Source organism: Mycobacterium sp. BMJ-28, from assembly GCF_054404835.1.
On the sequence record NZ_CM136783.1, the window covers coordinates 3,395,477 to 3,412,525 of the forward strand.

At 69.0% G+C, this 17,049-nt stretch carries 17 protein-coding genes; 4 read left to right on the top strand and 13 right to left on the bottom strand.

The features are described 5' to 3' along the window. The first annotated feature begins 8 nt into the window (after positions 1-8). A complete protein-coding gene (locus ACXPWS_RS16895) occupies positions 9-713 on the top strand; it encodes a FadR/GntR family transcriptional regulator (protein WP_458707769.1) in 705 nt (234 codons plus the stop codon). A 15-nt stretch (positions 714-728) separates the two neighbouring features. Here ACXPWS_RS16895 and ACXPWS_RS16900 read toward each other — a convergent pair whose 3' ends face one another. Beyond that, positions 729-1,379, bottom strand: a complete 651-nt coding sequence (locus tag ACXPWS_RS16900; protein WP_458707770.1) for a TetR/AcrR family transcriptional regulator — start codon at positions 1,377-1,379, stop codon at positions 729-731. Between the two features lie 74 nt (positions 1,380-1,453). Between ACXPWS_RS16900 and ACXPWS_RS16905 the strand changes: the two genes are divergently transcribed. Further along, complete coding sequence (locus ACXPWS_RS16905; RefSeq protein WP_458707771.1) at positions 1,454-2,332, top strand: SCO6745 family protein; 879 nt, start codon at positions 1,454-1,456, stop codon at positions 2,330-2,332. Here ACXPWS_RS16905 and ACXPWS_RS16910 read toward each other — a convergent pair. From ACXPWS_RS16910 to ACXPWS_RS16925, 4 genes are read right to left on the bottom strand one after another with little or no spacing between them, the layout of a single operon-like run. After that, positions 2,329-2,658, bottom strand: a complete 330-nt coding sequence (locus ACXPWS_RS16910) for a YnfA family protein (protein WP_458707772.1) — start codon at positions 2,656-2,658, stop codon at positions 2,329-2,331. The two genes, ACXPWS_RS16905 and ACXPWS_RS16910, sit on opposite strands and share 4 nt — an antisense overlap. 17 nt (positions 2,659-2,675) lie before the next feature. Beyond that, positions 2,676-4,646, bottom strand: a complete 1,971-nt coding sequence (locus ACXPWS_RS16915) for a DUF7064 domain-containing protein (protein ID WP_458707773.1) — start codon at positions 4,644-4,646, stop codon at positions 2,676-2,678. A 26-nt stretch (positions 4,647-4,672) separates the two neighbouring features. Beyond that, a complete protein-coding gene (locus ACXPWS_RS16920; RefSeq protein WP_458707774.1) occupies positions 4,673-6,604 on the bottom strand; it encodes a primary-amine oxidase in 1,932 nt (643 codons plus the stop codon). Between the two features lie 41 nt (positions 6,605-6,645). Then, positions 6,646-8,157 carry a carboxylesterase/lipase family protein gene (locus ACXPWS_RS16925; RefSeq protein ID WP_458707775.1) on the bottom strand — a complete coding sequence of 504 codons (1,512 nt, stop codon included), beginning with the start codon at positions 8,155-8,157 and terminating at the stop codon, positions 6,646-6,648. A gap of 33 nt (positions 8,158-8,190) precedes the next feature. On the opposite strand from ACXPWS_RS16925, the gene ACXPWS_RS16930 reads away from it, so the two are divergent. After that, on the top strand, positions 8,191-8,844 hold the full coding sequence (locus ACXPWS_RS16930; RefSeq protein WP_458707776.1) for a hypothetical protein: 654 nt from the start codon (positions 8,191-8,193) through the stop codon (positions 8,842-8,844). Here the strand turns inward: ACXPWS_RS16930 and ACXPWS_RS16935 are convergent. Together ACXPWS_RS16935 and ACXPWS_RS16940 are read right to left on the bottom strand one after the other, a co-directional pair. Beyond that, complete coding sequence (locus ACXPWS_RS16935; protein WP_458707777.1) at positions 8,841-9,935, bottom strand: LLM class flavin-dependent oxidoreductase; 1,095 nt, start codon at positions 9,933-9,935, stop codon at positions 8,841-8,843. The two genes, ACXPWS_RS16930 and ACXPWS_RS16935, sit on opposite strands and share 4 nt — an antisense overlap. 138 nt (positions 9,936-10,073) lie before the next feature. Continuing rightward, positions 10,074-10,415 carry a hypothetical protein gene (locus ACXPWS_RS16940; protein ID WP_458713568.1) on the bottom strand — a complete coding sequence of 114 codons (342 nt, stop codon included), beginning with the start codon at positions 10,413-10,415 and terminating at the stop codon, positions 10,074-10,076. A gap of 172 nt (positions 10,416-10,587) precedes the next feature. On the opposite strand from ACXPWS_RS16940, the gene rbpA reads away from it, so the two are divergent. Next, positions 10,588-10,926, top strand: coding sequence for an RNA polymerase-binding protein RbpA (gene rbpA / locus ACXPWS_RS16945; protein ID WP_264022623.1), 339 nt, complete (start codon positions 10,588-10,590; stop codon positions 10,924-10,926). A gap of 62 nt (positions 10,927-10,988) precedes the next feature. Here rbpA and ACXPWS_RS16950 read toward each other — a convergent pair whose 3' ends face one another. From ACXPWS_RS16950 to ACXPWS_RS16975, 6 genes are all read right to left on the bottom strand, one after another. Beyond that, a complete protein-coding gene (locus tag ACXPWS_RS16950; protein WP_458707778.1) occupies positions 10,989-11,777 on the bottom strand; it encodes a polyprenol monophosphomannose synthase in 789 nt (262 codons plus the stop codon). Next, on the bottom strand, positions 11,774-13,549 hold the full coding sequence (gene lnt / locus ACXPWS_RS16955) for an apolipoprotein N-acyltransferase (RefSeq protein WP_458707779.1): 1,776 nt from the start codon (positions 13,547-13,549) through the stop codon (positions 11,774-11,776). Before lnt ends, ACXPWS_RS16950 begins: the two co-directional genes overlap by 4 nt. Then, entirely contained in the window at positions 13,542-15,134 is a 1,593-nt protein-coding gene (locus ACXPWS_RS16960; RefSeq protein ID WP_458707780.1) for an amidohydrolase, read from the bottom strand. Before ACXPWS_RS16960 ends, lnt begins: the two co-directional genes overlap by 8 nt. 23 nt (positions 15,135-15,157) lie before the next feature. Further along, positions 15,158-15,646, bottom strand: coding sequence for an FxsA family protein (locus tag ACXPWS_RS16965; RefSeq protein WP_458707781.1), 489 nt, complete (start codon positions 15,644-15,646; stop codon positions 15,158-15,160). Between the two features lie 149 nt (positions 15,647-15,795). Next, on the bottom strand, positions 15,796-16,677 hold the full coding sequence (purU, locus tag ACXPWS_RS16970; RefSeq protein ID WP_458707782.1) for a formyltetrahydrofolate deformylase: 882 nt from the start codon (positions 16,675-16,677) through the stop codon (positions 15,796-15,798). After that, the gene (locus tag ACXPWS_RS16975) at positions 16,664-17,047 is read right to left on the bottom strand and encodes a PPOX class F420-dependent oxidoreductase (protein ID WP_458707783.1); all 384 of its coding nucleotides are present in this window, start codon (positions 17,045-17,047) and stop codon (positions 16,664-16,666) included. Before ACXPWS_RS16975 ends, purU begins: the two co-directional genes overlap by 14 nt. Positions 17,048-17,049 lie beyond the last annotated feature (2 nt).

Genomic DNA, 17,049 nt, shown 5'->3' on the forward strand with positions numbered 1-17,049 from the left:
ATGTAACCGTGGTAAAGCCGCCAAACGTCAGCGCTCTGCACGACAACGTGTTGACCGCGCTCGGCGCCGCCGTGGTGTCCGGGAAGTACCCGCCCGGTGACGTGATCAACCTCGAAGGGGTCAGCGCCGAACACGGAGTGTCGCGCAGCGTGGCCCGCGAGGCCATCCGCGTCCTGGAGTCGATGGGCATGGTGGCCTCCCGGCGCCGGGTCGGCATCACCATCCAGCCGGCGGTCAACTGGAATGTGTTCGACCCCAGGCTGATTCGCTGGCGCCTGGAATCCGGCGACCGTGCTGCGCAGTTGCTGTCGCTGTCGGAGCTGCGCCGCGGCTTCGAACCGGCAGCTGCCGCGCTGGCCGCTGCGCGGGCCGACCCGCACCACTGCCGGATCATGGCCGCAGCGGTGTCGGACATGGTGATGCACGGCCGCTCCGGCGACCTCGCGGCATACCTACAGGCGGACAAGATCTTTCACCAGACGCTGCTGGAGGCCAGCGGGAACGAGATGTTCCGTGCGCTCAACGGCGTGGTCGCCGAGGTGCTCGCCGGGCGCACCCACCACGGGATGATGCCCGAGCTGCCCAACCCCGAGGCCATCGCACTGCACGACGAGGTGGCGCGGGCAGTGCGGCTGCGCGACGAATCCGGAGCGGAACGCGCCATGCGAGCCATCATCGACGAGGCCGCCCGTGCGGTCGCCGACGAGGCCTAGCGGCGCAAATCCCGATCAGCGATCGGACTGTTCGGCGGTGCCGGTGTCCGGCTCGAGTTGACCGTGCCGGATCAGGTTGGTGGTGGCGATGTCCCACCGCACGGTTTGCTCGTGGCTGTACAGCGGACCGGGGATGTGGCGTTCGATGTGCCTGCGCAACACACTCGCCGCGATACGTACCAGCACCGGATTCAGCACCGACCACATCGGGTCGAGGTCGGGCCAGGCGAGCCCGCGCGCGATGAACGTTTCGCCCTGCTTCGCGCTGATGTCCACCAGCCCGTCGAAAATCGCCGCGCCGGTCGGGCCGCCTTCCGGCAGAACCCGGGCGACATAGTCGACGACGTCCGGGTACTCGACGAACAACCGGGCGTTTCCGCCCAGGTAGATGCTCGAGTTCTGTTCCGATCCCGGTGCCGGGCGATCATGCAGAAGCAGTCCGAACACCTCCAGCACGTGCTCGTCGATCGCAGCTATCAATCCCGCCTTGCTGCCGAAGTAATGCTGGATGAGGCCCACGCTCACATCCGCGGCGTCGGCGATGGTGCGCAACGACGTCCCGGACACGCCGTGCTCCGCGAAGCAGGCGATCGCGACATCACGTATCCGCCGCTGGTTCGTCGGGTCTGATGGTGCCGAAGAACCGATTCCTGTCGAGTCCTCCATGCCGGAAACCCTACCGGGGTGCCGGAAACCGCACCGGGATGTTGGGCGTCGGCCGCGGATGTTTTACTGGCCTCGTGAATCGGCCTCTCTCGGTGGCCCGCCGTCTGTTCGATCGACTCGAACCTGTGCATGCGCTGACGTATTTCGCCCCGGAATCCCGCGCGGCCCTGGGCGAGCTCGGTTATCGCGGATTCTGGACGGGCTATTTCGCGGCCCGCTCGGCACCGCTCGGGCCGGTTCCCGCGGAGGTCGTCACCGCGGTGTTCTACAACTTCTCGGAGCGCCAGGTGCACAAGGCACTGCCCGCGGCATGGGAGATCGCCACCCCGGCCGCCGCCCTGGCTGCCCGGCAGGCCTCCGCGGTGGCGACGCTGCGCCGATACGGACTCACCGATGACGAGACGGTGCGCACCGCGGCCGACCTGGCGGCGATCGCGGCCCGCAGCGCCCCGCTGGACGGCCGCCCGTTGTTCGCCGCCAACGCGGCACTGCCATGGCCCGAGGAGCCCCTTGCCAAACTCTGGCACGCCACCACGCTGCTACGTGAGCAACGCGGTGACGGGCACGTCGCCGTGCTGGCTGCCCTCGGGATCAGCGGGCGGGAGTGCAATGTGCTGCATTCGGTGGCCGGCCGGGTGCCGCGCGAAATGATCGGCCCCAGCCGCGATTACGACGAGGATGCTTGGCGGGAACAGCTGGACCGGCTGGCCTCCCGCGGGTTGATCGATGCGGCAGGCACACTGACCGCAGCCGGCGCGGCGCTCAAGACAGAGATCGAGGACAGTACCGACCGGTTGGCGCTGGCGGCGTTCGACGCCCTCGACGACGAGCAGCTTGGCTCGCTGTTCGCGGCACTGACACCGCTGACCCGCCTGGTGGTCGCCGGCGGAGATGTCCCCGCGGCCACCCCGATGGGCCTGCGCCGCGACGAGTTGGACGACGACCGCCCCTAACGCGGGACGTACATGATCAGCCCGACTCCGGCCAGGCACACCAGCGCCCCCGTCACATCCCAGCGGTCGGGCCTGAACCCGTCGGCCACCATCCCCCACACCAGCGAGCCCGCCACGAACACCCCGCCGTAGGCGGCCAACACCCGGCCGAAATTCGCATCGGACTGGAACGCGGCGACGAAACCATATGCGCCCAGGGCGATCACACCGGCACCCACCAGCCACCAACCACGGTGCTCCCGCACGCCCTGCCACACCAGCCAGGCGCCACCGATCTCCAGCACCGCGGCGAGCACGAACAAGGACATCGATTTCAGCGCGAGCATGTCACCAGCTTGCCGGGTCAGAGATTGCGGTTCCATTCCACCCAGCCGACCCCGGTGCGGCCGTCGGCAGTGCTGACCGTGGCCCAGGCCCGCGGGAACTGACTGACTCGCCCATCCGGCGAGGTCAACAGCACGGGTGCATGCCCCTTCACGTCCACCGTCACCTCGATATCGCCTGGCGTGAAAGACAGCGTCGTCGACACCGGTAATCCGTTGTCGGCGAAGTCTTTCTCCGCCAGCACCGACTGCAGTTCGACGAGTTCACCGTGGCGCTGGGTGTAACCGATACCGACCGGTGGGACACCCGGGATGCGGATGTCAACGCCGTGCAGATGGGTGCCGTCCTGCAGGTGCAGAGCACTCCATACCCAGTCCATGCTCCACCAGTCCCGCACGCCCCAGGAGTGATCGCGCTGGCCGGGGACCGCGGACAACGGGTACTCCCGGCCGGCGACGATCGCCGTCCCGGTCACCGTGCACGGAATCTCGTAGCGCGGCGTGATCCGGTACTGATAGGGCGCACCGACACTGGTGAACTCGAGATCCAGCGCCAGGTCGGCGGGCTTCCCGCGCTCACCGTGCAGCAGGCCGGCAGGGTCGTCGTAGGTCTCGCCACACCCGCGAACGGTGACCTGGTAGGTGCGCAACGGATCCGTCGCGGTCAGCTTCAGCTCGAGGTGGTCGGTGTGCACGTGCCCCGGGTCCACAGGCAAGGGCACCTCGAAATCATTGATGGCGACCGTCGGCATATCGGGGCCACACAGCAACGCGTTGACCCATGCCTTCTGCTGGTTGGGATACAGACCCAGCCGCACCCAGCCGCCGATGCCCTGGGCCTCGTCGGCGAAATCGAAGTACCAGCTCTCATTCCACAGCGGCTCATCGGTCGGCTGATGTGCACCCTCGTCCGAGGCATCGGGTGTGAGCGGTTCGGGCACAGCGCTTTCCGGCAGAACCGCCAGCGCGTCGGTGTCCAGCACGTGCTCGCAGTGGCGCTCCAGCATGGTCATGAACATCTCATCGCCGCGCTCGGTCCGCTCGACCAGCATCGACGAGACGATCGCCATCATCACCCCGAAGAAACTCTGCCTGCGCACACCGTCGCGCACCTCGTCCAGCGTCAGCGCACCGGCGCCGAGGGCGCGCTGATACGTCCCCAGCAGGTCGTCGTAGTGCGCCCGGCGGACCTCCGGGGCCAGAGCGCAACCCAGGAAGTAGGCGACATCGGTGCAAACCGGCCCCCAGGTCACGGTCTGCCAGTCCACCACCGTCAGTGGCCGATCCGCGCCGGGATGCCCGAACAACATGTTGTCCAGCCGGTAGTCGCCGTGCACCAGGCCCTGTGCGGTTGCGGACTCCCCCGTCAGGTACGCGTCGAAGGCACCGACCAGCCGCTCACACACTTCGCGGTGCCCGGGTGCGATCCGGTCGGCGTAGCGCTCGCAGAATCCGGCATACAGCCCCGCGATCAGCGGCTGATTGATCGGCGCGTCGCGGTTCAGCCAGCCGGCGCCGGCCAGCTCGGGGTCACCCAGCAGCGGGCCGTGCACGAGGCCGAGTTGGTGCAGCGCCAGCGTCGCCTGTTCGGCGCTCGCCCCGCGGATCTCGTCACCCACGCCGGCCGCCGCCGCGTCACCGAGCAGCAGATCGAACGCCCCGGACTCCGGGTCGTAGGCGTGATGGAAGCACGGCGCGAACGGGCCGTTGCGGCCCGGCGCGACCTCCGCGTAGAACCGCACCTCGCGCTCGTACAGCCCCAACGCCACGCCGGTGGTTCGGCTGTTGACATCGGCCGCGGCCACCTTGAGCACCACCGAGGCCGGGCCACTGTCCCCGTCGACGTAACGCAACGTCACTCGGTAGCACTCGCTCATCTGGCCGGTGCCGATGCGCTCGACGTCGTGGCCGACGACCCGGCCCGCCTTCAGCACCCCGGTGAGCCAGTCGTCGGTCAGATCGGTGGGACGCTCGATGAGTCGGCTCTGCATGGATGTGAACCTAGCAGTGGCGCCGGTCACATGTGACAGGTGTCAAGTTTTTCCTCGGGGGCGACATCCAGGGCCGGATTGCGGTCGAAGAAGCCGAACGGTTTCAGCCAGAACGACACCACGTCCACCGGCATCACCGGCCAGTCCTCGGGGCGGGTGATGTGGTGCAGGCCGAACACATACCAGAGCACCACGTCGGTGTTCAGGATCGGCCGGTCCGCCTTGGTCCACTCCCCCAGTCCGGTGTCGGAGGCCGACTGATTGACGAATTCGCCTGCCGGCCAACGCTCATCGGGCCGGTTCGGGGTCACCCACAGGGTGTGTCCGATGACGTTGGCCCGTTTCATCACCGGCGCCGACGGATCGAACATCGCGGGCAGTGCCCCGGTGGGCACCAGCTTGTAGGACGGGTGGGTGCCCAGACCGTTGACGACGTTGGTGTTGACCACCTTCCACGTTCGCTGGGTGCCGAAGTTGAGATCCTGCCTGCCCTCTGTTTCGGTGCGCAACGGGATGTTCCGGGTCACCACCGACAACCCGTGCGGATTGGTCTCGGATACGGGTTCGGCATAGGACTCCGACATGTAGACGGTGTTGTCCGGACCGTCGACGTCCAAGTCCAGGCGGGCCACCAGAAAATGCTGATGGAACGGGGCGTAGGTGCGATCGTCGACCAGCGTGCCGTTGGGGTTCGGCGCACCCGGCGGTAACGGGGTGGTGACCATGATCCCGGTGGCGCGGACCTCGCATTCGATGTTGCCGTCCTGGTACAGCCGCCAGTACACCAGGTACTCGTAATTTGCCACGGTGACATGGAAGCTCAGCGTGAGCCTGCGCATCCGGCGCACCTCGGCACCGGCGCCGTGGTCGACGTGCTTCCACAGCACGGCATTGTCCTCCTCATGAATACAGATGGCGTCGGCGATGGTGTACGGCTCGCCTTTGCTGTTGTGCAGCACCGCATCCAGATAGCGGATCTCACCGAGGCAGTCACAGCCCATGGTCAGTGAGGTCGTCATGAACCCCAGGCCCCATTCGCCGATATCGAACGCGGTGCGGCGGTAATGGTCCACCGAGGCGTCCCGGTATGGCACCACCATCTCCGCGAACGACAGCCGGTGCGCGATCGGACGGATCCGGTCACCGTCCCGGTAGGTGATGGTGTGCAGCGTCATCCCCTCGCGGTAGTTGAACCCCACCCGCAGCGACCAGTTCTGCCACGTCAGCAGGCGACCCTCGAGACCGAACGACGGGCCGTCGGGCTGGGTGATGTGCAGCGGTCTGAGTGGATCACGTTGGGAGGCAGCAGATATCCGGTCCGGGATGTGCCGCGGGACATACTCTCCCATCACCACCGGAGGCTGCACACCCTCGGCGAACGGACCCGAATCCTCCACCCGCAACACCTCCATGGTGTTCAGGTCGATGACACAGTGCAGGCCACTGATCAGGTGCGCGTACGGGTTGGCGCCGGGCGCGTCCCGGCGCCAGGTGTCCGACCAGCCCAGCCGTCGGTCCCGGAACTCCGGCGGAGCCACCGCATCCCCGTAGGTCCAGGTGTCCATGAACACGCTGTCGAGGTCGGTGATACCGCGCCGCGCCAGCGCCGCGATGACTTCGGGGTGCGCCCGCAGCACCTGGTCGCATTCGACGAATTCGTCGACGGTGAAATTGGCCTGCACGCCGGGGATGTGTTCGAAGGACCGCACCGTCGCGTCGCTCAGCGAGACCACCGCCTTGTAGGTGGCGTTGCGGGCGCGCTCCAGGCAGACCGCCAGTGCGCGGCGCGGCGGCGCACCACCGCCTGCGGCGAACGACCGCAACTCGTCCTTGGTCGGCTCGACGAGTTCGATGGAAGCGAAGCGCCAGCCGGGCGCGCGCACACCGTGCCGGGCGCCCAGGATCTCCGCGACAGCGGCGAAGTCGTCGGATTCGAGGGGATCGAGCGGGTGCGCCATCGCTCTACGCAAGCACACCGCGGCGTCCCCCGCAGGCCGTTCTACCCGACTGCCAGCGTGAACCCCGCCCACGCCCGGCGGCGTTCGGCGGCGGGGTCATACTCCAGGTGCGTGTTGCGGTCGAAGACCAGCACCGCCCGCATGTCCTGGTCGTACCGCGGCCACCCCTCGCCGGGGTTGCCAGTCCGGCCGAAGGTACCCCAGCGGCCCTGGACTTCCCCGCTGACCCTGCGGGCCGAGGCGCCGTCGGCGGCAGCCGTCAGCAGCCCGCCGAATCGGGTGCGGTACACGCCGAACACCGCGAGCAGTTCGGTGGCATGGGTGGCGCCCATTCCCGACCAGTTCAGGATCCGTGGCGCATAGTCGTAGCGGTACACGTAGGTGGGACAGTGCCGGCTGTGCGCCTCGGCGATGTCCCAGCCGGCGGTCCCGAACGCGAAATCACCGCCCAGCCGGATGCACGCGGCCTTGGCCGGATAGTCCGGGTAGGCGGCGATGACCCGGTCCCTGGTCTCGGTGCCGGTGCCCGCGAGCAGCATCTCGATGCTCTGCTCGGTGGTCGGCAACAGCTGCATGAACCGGGTGAACAGCTTGCCCTCCTCGGCGTTGCTGCCGACGATGAGCGGTATCCGGTGGGCCCGCCCGCCACGCATGGCGGCCACCGGATCCTCGGGCAGCAGCTCGGTGCCCGCCGTCGGCCCGACCGGGAAGGCGCCGGGCATCTCCTTGCCGGCGCGGGCGATCAGGGTGTCCAGGGCGGCGAGCAGCTCAGCCGGCCGTGCGGACATCGCGGCCCGAGCGCCGTCCTGCGGGGAGGCGCCGAGCAGGCCGGCAAACTGTTCGGCGAACATGGTGGCCTGATCCGGTGTGCGTACCATACCGCTCGCCGCGCTCTGCGAAATCGCCTGGGCGAAAAGGCCTTCGGCTTGCGGAACGGCCATCAGGGTGGCGACGGCGTGCGCGCCGGCGCTCTCGCCGAAGATCGTCACATTGTCCGGATCGCCGCCGAACACGGTGATGTTCTCGCGCACCCACCGCAGCGCCAGGATCAGATCGCGCAGATACAGATTGTCGTCGATCGGGTGCTCGGGTGTGGACAACGCGGACAGGTCGAAACAGCCCAGCGCTCCAAGCCGGTAGTTGACCGAGACGTACACGCAGCCGCGCCGGGCCAGGGCGACGCCGTCGTAGAGCGGTGTCGCCGAACTGCCCATGATGTAGCCGCCGCCGTGAATGAAGAACATCACCGGAAGTGGTCCGTCGCGGGACGGCTCTTCGGGGGCCACCACGTTCAGGGTCAGACAGTCCTCGCTCATCGGCTGGTATTTGCCGATCCCGAGCATGGTGTACATCCGCTGCTGCGGAGCGCAGGAGGTGAATCCGTGGCAGTACCGCACCCCCGGCCACGGGTCGGCGGGACGCGGCGCGCGGTACCGCAGCGCGCCCACCGGCGCCTTCGCATACGGGATGGAGCGCCAGCGGTGCACCCCGTTGCTGGTGAATCCCTCGATCGTCCCGGTGCTGATCTTCACGCGGACGGTGTGTTCGTGCATGGCCTGACGGTAGCGAACGACTACCCTGGCCGCATGCGGATGGCAGTGCTGGTCATGGCGTCCGCCCTGGTGGCAGGGTGTGCACAGGATATGAAGGGGGCCGCCGTGTCGGCGCCGCCGCCGCTGACCGCGATCACACCGGGCACCTCGGCGCCGGTACCCACCGGCACGCCGGCCCGGGGTGCGCCGATCGCCGACATCGCCCGGTGGGTGGCCGCAGGCAAGGCCGTCCCGGTGGACAAATTCGGGTCGGTGACCCGCGACGGCGCGAGCACCGATGTGCAAGGGGTGGCGTTCAGCACCGACACGGTCAGCTGTATCAGTAGCGCGCACTACAACGACGGGGCCCTGGCCTGTCTCGTGAAGCTCACCGACCCGCCCCCGAAACCGCCGGATGCCTACACCGTGTGGAAGGGCAACTGGGTGGATTTCGACGGGACCAGCGTGAATATCGGTTCGCTGCACGGGGATCCGGGGCCGTTCGGCGACGGCAGTGGCGCGCGACTGGGTGCCGGCGAGACGCTGAAGTTCGGTGACTTCGCCTGCCGCGCCGACGGCGACGCGGTGGTCTGCGCCAACCACGCGCACCAGACGGCAGCCCGGATGCGTCCGGCGGGCGTGGACGGGTTCGGCTGCCTCACACCCGCGCAGGCCCCGCCGGACATCGGGATCCGGCTGTCCTGCTAACCGGTGACGCCCTTGGCTTTGAGCAGGGGCAGCACCCCCTCGGCGAACCAGTAGGCCTCTTCCAGGTGCGGATACCCGGACAAGATGAACTCGTCGAAACCCAGCGAGTAGTACTCGTAGATCAGATTCGCCACCTCCTCATGACTGCCGACCAGGGCGGTGCCCGCGCCGCCGCGGACCAGGCCGACGCCGGCCCACAGGTTCGGGTAGATCTCCAGGCGGTCCAGCCGTCCACCGTGCAGCGCGGTCATCCGGCGCTGTCCCTCGGACTCCGACTTGGCATGCAACGCAGTGGCTTTGGCGATCTGATCCGGGCTCAGCCCGGCCAGCAGCTGCTCGGCCACCGCCCAGGCTGCCGCCGAGGTGTCCCGGCTGATGGTGTGCAGCCGGATACCGAATCGCACCGTCCGTCCACGGGCCCGGGCCAGCTCCCGCACCCGGGCGATCTTGGCGGCCGCATCGGCGGGCGGTTCCCCCCACGTCAGGTAGACGTCGACGTATTCGGCGGCGATCGGCAGTGCGGCCGGTGACGACCCGCCGAAGTAGATTTGCGGCAACGGATCCGGCGGAGCCGACACCCGCGCGTCGCGGACCCGATAGTGCTGACCGTCGAAGTCGACCGATTCGTCGCGCCAGATGGCGGTGATCAGATGCAGGAACTCACCGGTGCGGGCATAACGCGCATCGTGGTCGAGCCAGTCACCGAACCGGCGCTGCTCGGCATCGTCGCCGCCGCTGACGATGTTGAGCAGGATCCGGCCGCCCGAGAAGCGCTGCAGGGTGGCCGCCTGCTGGGCGGCCAGGGTGGGCGGCACCAGTCCGGGCCGGAACGCCACCAGAAACTTCAGCCGCTCCGTCTCCGTCACGAGCGCCGACGCGGTCAGCCAGGCGTCCTCGCACCATGTTCCTGTCGGGGTCAGGACGCCTTCGAAGCCGAGGCGATCGGCCGCGCGGGCCACCTCGCCCAGATACCGGAGACTCGGCTCGCGGTAGCCCGGCGGCACGTGCTGCTGCGCGGAGGCGTGCGACGAGCCCACGATGGATCGGCTGTCACCGCTGGTGGGCAGGAACCAGAAGAACTTGCCGGACAACACGAGCTCCTCACTGGGGCAGATCGACCCGCCACGCTACGCGCGGGGGCATCACACCGGAAGCGTTCCGTTCGGCTTGAATCAAAGTGAAAAGCCTGCGCACCAGTCTTTTTCGACAGCGACCGGGCCCTGTCGCGGTCAGCGCCAGCCGTCGGCTGCCTTGGCGGCCTGGATCAGCGTCTCGCAGAGCTCGTGCAGTTCGGATCCTTGCGCGCCCTCTTTGAGGGCGGTGGCGATGTCCTCGGCTGCGCACCGAACCTGATAGACCCGGTCGGCCAGATCGGCGGCCTCGTCGGCGGTCAGCACCACCGCGTCGGGCGCCAAAGAGGTGCCCTTCACCTGGGCGCGCTGCTCGTAGGCACGTTGACGGCAAGACTGCCTGCAGTACTGCCTGCGTCGCCCCATGCCGGCGTCGGCGACCTCACGGCCGCACCAGCGGCACGGCTGCGGACGGGAGCGGCGTCGGGGCGGAGCCGACACTGAGGAGGACGCCGGGGAAGGCACGGCTGCGGTCACGAATCACGACTGTAGACCTGCGGGGGCGGCAAGCCCGGCATCTGGCGGTATTCTTGATGGTCGAGTCAGGAACTTCGCGGGCACCGTCCGCGTTGAAGTTGCGGACGAAATTCAGCCGTTAAGAGGAGTGTCGACGATGGCAGACCGTGTATTGAGAGGCAGTCGCCTCGGAGCTGTGAGCTACGAGACCGACCGCAACCACGATCTGGCGCCCCGTCAGGTCGCGCGTTACCGCACCGACAACGGCGAGGAATTCGATGTTCCGTTCGCCGACGACGCCGAGATCCCCGGCACCTGGCTGTGCCGTAACGGCCTCGAGGGCACCCTCATCGAGGGTGATGTCCCCGAGCCGAAAAAGGTGAAACCGCCCCGCACCCACTGGGACATGCTGCTGGAGCGCCGCTCGGTCGAGGAACTCGACGAGCTGCTCAAGGAGCGTCTGGACATCATCAAGACCCGCCGCCGCGGATCCTGAGCTGCCGGCCCGGCGTCAGGCGTGCGTATCGGCGACCGACACGCACGCCGCGCCGCGGCTCGTTAGCGGGTGATCCCGCGGGCCCGGTCCAGCCGGCCCCGGATGCCCCATTCGGCGACCTTGGACATCGCCTCGCGGATGTTCGATCCGCTCATCTTCGACACCCCGAGTTCGCGTTCGGTGAACGTGATGGGCACTTCCACGACCTTGAAGCCGGCATTGATGGCACGCCAGGTCAGATCGATCTGGAAGCAGTAGCCCTTCGAGTCGACCGCGCCGAGGTCGATCTTCTCCAGCACCTCGCGGCGATACGCGCGATAACCGGCCGTGATGTCGTGGATGTCCACCCCGAGCAGCACCCGCGAATAGGTGTTCGCGGTGCGGGACAGCGCGAGCCTGCGCCACGGCCAGTTACGTACCGTCCCACCCGGGACGTACCGCGAGCCGATCGCCAGGTCGGCGCCGCCGTCGACGGCTTCGAGCAGCCTGCTCAGTTCCTCCGGTGCGTGGCTGCCATCGGCGTCCATCTCCACCAGTACCGAGTACTCGCGGCCGAGCCCCCAGGCGAACCCGGCGAGGTACGCCGCGCCCAACCCGTCCTTGCTGATCCGGTGCATGACGTGCACCCGGTCGGGATCGGCCAGGGACAACTCGTCGGCGAGCCGTCCGGTGCCGTCGGGGCTTCCGTCGTCGACGATCAGCACATGTACGTCGGGCCGGGCGGCATGGACCCTGCCCACGATCAGCGGGAGGTTCTCCCGCTCGTTGTAGGTCGGAATGATCACCAGCGTCCGCCGGCTCGGCGACGCCGGATTGCCCGGTCGCTCCGCTCCTGTTCCAGGAGTGGTCATGTGCTTCCTTTGTCCTCACTGCCCGGGTCGGGCTTGTCTGCACTGCCCCCGCTGGGCGGCAAATCCGTTTCGCCGGACCCCGCGGCCCGGCGCCTGCGCACGAAACTCCCATTGTGCAGCATGGCCGCGATCACAGCGCCGAGGCCGATCACGATCAGCCCGATCTGTACCGCGGGCGCCCACTCGGTGGCGAAGGTGAGACCGGACTTCAGCCGGACCGCGGTATCCAGGTAGGCCGGTTCGAAGAACGCGGTACGGGCCAGCACATGCCCGTCGGGGGCGATGAACGCGCTGATCCCGGTCGTCCCGGCGACCACCACATAGCGATCGTGCTCGACGGCGCGCAACCGGGCGAAGGCCAGCTGCTGCGCGCTCATCGCCTCGTTGAAGGTCGCGTTGTTGGCGGGCACCGTGAGCAGCTGGGCACCGCCGAGTACGGCCTCCCTGGCGGCCCGGTCGAAGATGACCTCCCAGCAGGTGGTGACACCGATGGGGATGCCGGCCGCCTGCACCACACCGTTTCCCTCGCCCGGGACGAAGTAGCCGGCGCGGTCGGCATACGACGAGATGTGCCGGAAGAAGCTGCGCCACGGCAGGTACTCACCGAACGGCTGGACGATCTTCTTGTCGTGGCGCTGCCCTGGCCCGGTCACGTCGTCCCACACCAACACCGTGTTCGTCGCCACCGGGTTCTCCGGGGTGAAACCGGGGGCCCGTAACACCGTGCCGACCAGGATCGGAGCCCGGATGGCACGGGCGGCCTGGGCGATCTCAGCCCCGGCATCGGCGTTGATCAGCGGGTCGACATCCGAGGAGTTCTCCGGCCAGATCACCACCATCGGCTGCGGCGCCCGCCCGGCCTGCACGTCGGCGGCCAGCCGCAGCGTTTCGGCCACATGGTTGTCCAGCACGGCGCGGCGTTGGGCGTTGAAGTCCAGTCCCAGCCGGGGCACGTTGCCCTGCACCGCGGCCACGGTCACCGACGGGTGCTGACCGGAACCGGCACCGGCGCGATGAACTGCGGGCCACACCAGTGCAGTGCCCAGCAGCACCACGCAGATGCACACCCCGGGCAGGACGACCTCGGGTCGCGCGGCGTCGGTGCTCGCTCCGACATGATCGGGATGGCTGCGCCGCCACCACAGCACGATCTCCAGGCCGATCGCCGTCAGGCTGAAACCGACCAGCGCCACCGCGACCGACACCAGGGGCGCGCCACCGAGCTGCGCCAGCGGCAGCAGTGGGCTGCCGGCCTGGCTGAAGCCGACCACACCCCATGGAAAGCCGCCGAACGGCACCACGGATTTCAGCCATTCGGACACCGCCCACTGCGCGGCAAGCCACACCGGCCAGCCGGGCAACCCCCGCACCAGCACCGCCAGCAGCCCGAACAGCGCCGGGAACAGTGCTTGCAACAGCGCCAGGGCCAGCCACGGCAGCGTGCCGACCAGATTTCCGATCCACGGCAGCAGCGGGACGTAGAACGCGAGCCCGAACAGCAGGCCGTAGCCGAATCCACCCGCGCGGGTGGTCGTGGTCCGGGTCAGCACCCAGCCCAGCAGCGCGAGCGACACGAACGCGCAGTACCACCAGCCCCAGGGCGGGAAGCTCGCACACATCAGCAGGCCGGCCGACACCGACACCGCGAGCCGGGCCAGGCGCGGCAGGACGGCCCTGGTCAGCCGGGCACCGAACCGGGCCAGCCGGCCGGGCTCCACCGGTTCGGCCGCGGGCGCCGTCTCGGGTTCGAGGTCGGGTTCGGTATCAGCCATGAAGGACCACGCCACGGTGCACGGTCTGCAGACAGCGCGGCGACCGGTCCGGCGTCACCCTCGGCAGGGCGGGCACCCGGGAACGCGGATCGGTGGACCACCGCTGCACGGCTTCGGTGGCCGGTGCGCTCACCTCCAGATCGCCGGCGTCCCAGACGGCGTAGGACGCGGGCGCCCCGGGCACCAGCGTGCCGGTGACACCGTCGCGCACACCCGCCGCTCGCCAGGCCCCGCGGGTGGCGGCGGCGAACGCCGCGCGCGCCGACACGGCACTGCCCGGGCTGCGATGTTCGGAGGCGGCGCGCACGGATTGCCATGGGTCCAGTCCGGTGACCGGACTGTCCGAGCCGAAGGCGAGAGGCACGCCTTGGGATGCTAACAGCGCGAACGGGTTGAGTTTGCCGGCTCGGTCAACCCCGAGACGCTGGGCGTACATCCCGTCCCGGCCGCCCCAGAGGTCGTCGAAGTTGGGTTGCACGCTGGCGATGACACCCCAGGAGCCCAGCCGCGCGGCCTGCTCCGGATCCACCATCTCCAGATGTTCCAGCCGGTGCCCACAGCGTGCGACCGCAGGCCCGCCGAAACGGTCGGCGACGACCTGCAAGGCATCGACGACGGTGGCGACGGCGGCGTCGCCGATCACGTGGAAACCGGCCGTCACCCCCGCCTCGGTGCACGCCAGCAGGTGCGCGGTGACGGCGTCGGCGTCCAGATAGCTGTTACCGCAGGTGTGCGGGGCGTCGGCGTAGGGCTCGTGCAGCCAGGCGGTCCGCGACCCCAGGGCGCCGTCGACGAACAGATCGCCGGCCAGCCCGCGGGTGCCCGTGCTCTCGGTCAGCGCCCGGGCTGCCTCGGCGCTGCGCACGGCCTCGCCCCAGTAGCCGATGACCTCGACGCCGTGGTCGAGCGCCCGCAGCGCATGCCAGTCGTCCAGACCGCCGATATCGGGTCCGGCGCATTCGTGCACGGCGGCGATACCGAGCGCGGCCGCCCCGTCGAGCGCGGCGCGCTGCGCGTCGTGGCGCTGGGCCGGCGTCAGCAGATCGCGGGCGGCGGCCCGGACCGCGTGGTGGGCAGCGGCGGTCAGCGGCCGTTGCGGGTGGAAGCCCGCCAGGGCCGGCAGGCCGGCGACGGCGGAGCGCAGGCCGGTGGACGCGGCGGCGGAATGCACGTCTACCCGGCTCAGGTAGGCGGCGTGTCCGCCCAGCACGGCGTCGAGGTCGGCGGTGGCCGGTGGCTCGGCCTCGGGCCAGGCCGTCTCGTCCCAGCCGTGGCCCCAGATGATGCCGTCGGGATGAGCCGCGGCGTGGTCGGCGATCAGGCGCAGGCAGTGCTCGCGGGACCGGGCGGCGCGCAGGTCCAGTCCGGTCAGCGCCAGCCCGGTCGCCGTCGTGTGGATGTGGCTGTCGACGAACGCCGGGGCGACGAAGGCGCCCGCCAGGTCGACCGCGTCGGCGTCCGGGAACTCGGTACGGGCGGTGTCGTCGGACCCGAGCCAGACGACGAGGCCGTCGCGCACCGCCATCGCCGTGGCGTCCGGAGCGACCGGGCTGTGCACGCGCCCGTTGAACAGCAGAGTGGTCACGAGGCAGTGAGAATAGTCGGCGCTCAGTTGGGCCGGTGGTCCAGCGGGGCCGGGGTGATGACTTCGTCCACCACGTCGATGACCTCACCGTCCACATAGTCGCCACGGCCGGGCTGACTCGAGGTGGTGCTGCTGAACACCATCACCGGGACGGCGCGGTTCAGTTGGCGGTTGATCAGGCCGTTGGCCAGCGGCCGGGCCGCGCGCCGGGTCGGCGGGAGCAACAGCAGCGCACCCACCACCGAACTGGCCAGGCCCGGCACCACCACCAGAATCGTGCCGACGGCGACCAGCACACTGTCGGTGGCCAGCGACGGGTCACCCCGTCGGGTACTCAGTGCGCTCTGCAGCCGGGCCAGCTGCCGGGTGAGCTGGGCGCCGGCCAGTGCCAGCCCGAGCCCGAAGGCGGCCAGCAGCGCGAGCACCGTCCACCCGAATCCGATGGTCGACACCAGACCCACGACCACCGCCAGTTCGACGAGAACGTAGACGAGGAACAGTCGCATTGCCATGCCGGGACAACGTGCGACACGGCGATCTGGTTCCTCGGCAACCGGTCGGTTCCACTGCCTCGACGGGGTCGCCCTTGACCTTGCCGAACGCCCCGGTCTGCAGCAGGTATTTCTCGCGGTAGACGTCCTCGAAGGCCCGGGGCCACTGGTCAGAAGACAACCGTCTCGTTGCCGTGCCGGAGGATCCGATCCTGGCAATGCCAGAGCACCGCGCGGGACAGCACCGCGCGCTCGACGTCGGCGCCGAGGCGCACCAGATCCTCGACGGTATGGGTGTGGTCCACCCGCACCACGTCCTGCTCGATGATCGGGCCCTCGTCGAGGTCGGCGGTCACATAGTGCGCGGTGGCGCCGACCAGTTTCACCCCGCGTTCCCGAGCGCGGCGGTAGGTGTTGGCGCCGACGAACGCCGGCAGGAAGGAGTGGTGGATGTTGATCAGCGGGGTGCCGACGGCATCGAGGAACTCCGGTGTGACGATCTGCATGTAGCGGGCCAGCACCACCAGGTCGACATTGCCCTTGAACAACTCCAGCTGCCGCTGCTCGGCCTCGGCGCGGGTGTCGCGGGTGGCCGGGATGTAGACGAACGGCACGTTGAACGCGCGGACCTGCTCGGCCAGCTCAGGATGGTTGGCGATCACCATCACCACCGTCATGTCGAGTTCGCCGCGGCGGTTGCGCCACAGCAGATCGAGCAGGCAGTGGTCGGCGGTCGACGCCATAATGGCCACCCGCTTGGGTTTGGCCGCCTCGGTGAACCGGTACTCGATGTCGAATTCCGCGGCCAATGCGGCGAATCGCTGTTCCAGTTCGGGGCCCGCGGCGGTGAGGCCGGGCAGATGAAAGACGGTGCGCTGCAGGAACGTTCCGCCCTCGGGCTGGGTCGAATGCTGATCCAGCGAGATGATGTTGGCGCCCGACTCGGTCAAGAAGGTCGACACCGTGGCGACGATCCCCGCGCGGTCCGGGCAGGTCAGCAGCAGCCGGCCGATATCCGTGTGGCGCGCGGGCGCCGGGCTAGACGGCCGCACTGAGCTCGAGGCCGACGTTGTTCTTCATACCGCCACGCAGCTTGGAGAAGAAGTTGAAGGTCTTGCCGAGCAGGCCGTAGCGGTCACCGATGGCGTCGTAGACGCGGCCGATCTGGGATTGATCGAGGATCGCTGCGGTGGCCTCGACAGCCTCGCTCTTGGGTTTGCCGCCGCGATCGCAGATCGCGACGGTGACCCGCGGGGTGTTGCGGATCCGCTTGACCTTCCAGGATTTCGCCTGGGTGACGACCAGCAGCCGGTCCCCATCCGGCGCCGCCCAGATGGCGGTCGGTTTGGGCCGGCCGTCCAAGGTGTAGGTGGTCAGCAGGATGTACTCGGCCTTGGCGATATCGGCGAACGTGAGAGCCATAG

What these genes read in the sequence shown, in the direction of transcription:
- rbpA (WP_264022623.1), top strand. Translation starts at nt 10,588, where the DNA reads ATGGCAGACCGTGTATTGAGAGGCAGTCGCCTCGGAGCTGTGAGCTAC.
- ACXPWS_RS16930 (WP_458707776.1), top strand. Translation starts at nt 8,191, where the DNA reads ATGCGGATGGCAGTGCTGGTCATGGCGTCCGCCCTGGTGGCAGGGTGT.
- ACXPWS_RS16950 (WP_458707778.1), bottom strand. Translation starts at nt 11,777, where the DNA reads ATGACCACTCCTGGAACAGGAGCGGAGCGACCGGGCAATCCGGCGTCG.
- ACXPWS_RS16915 (WP_458707773.1), bottom strand. Translation starts at nt 4,646, where the DNA reads ATGCAGAGCCGACTCATCGAGCGTCCCACCGATCTGACCGACGACTGG.
- ACXPWS_RS16925 (WP_458707775.1), bottom strand. Translation starts at nt 8,157, where the DNA reads ATGCACGAACACACCGTCCGCGTGAAGATCAGCACCGGGACGATCGAG.
- ACXPWS_RS16965 (WP_458707781.1), bottom strand. Translation starts at nt 15,646, where the DNA reads ATGGCAATGCGACTGTTCCTCGTCTACGTTCTCGTCGAACTGGCGGTG.
- ACXPWS_RS16975 (WP_458707783.1), bottom strand. Translation starts at nt 17,047, where the DNA reads ATGGCTCTCACGTTCGCCGATATCGCCAAGGCCGAGTACATCCTGCTG.
- lnt (WP_458707779.1), bottom strand. Translation starts at nt 13,549, where the DNA reads ATGGCTGATACCGAACCCGACCTCGAACCCGAGACGGCGCCCGCGGCC.
- ACXPWS_RS16900 (WP_458707770.1), bottom strand. Translation starts at nt 1,379, where the DNA reads ATGGAGGACTCGACAGGAATCGGTTCTTCGGCACCATCAGACCCGACG.
- ACXPWS_RS16920 (WP_458707774.1), bottom strand. Translation starts at nt 6,604, where the DNA reads ATGGCGCACCCGCTCGATCCCCTCGAATCCGACGACTTCGCCGCTGTC.
- ACXPWS_RS16910 (WP_458707772.1), bottom strand. Translation starts at nt 2,658, where the DNA reads ATGCTCGCGCTGAAATCGATGTCCTTGTTCGTGCTCGCCGCGGTGCTG.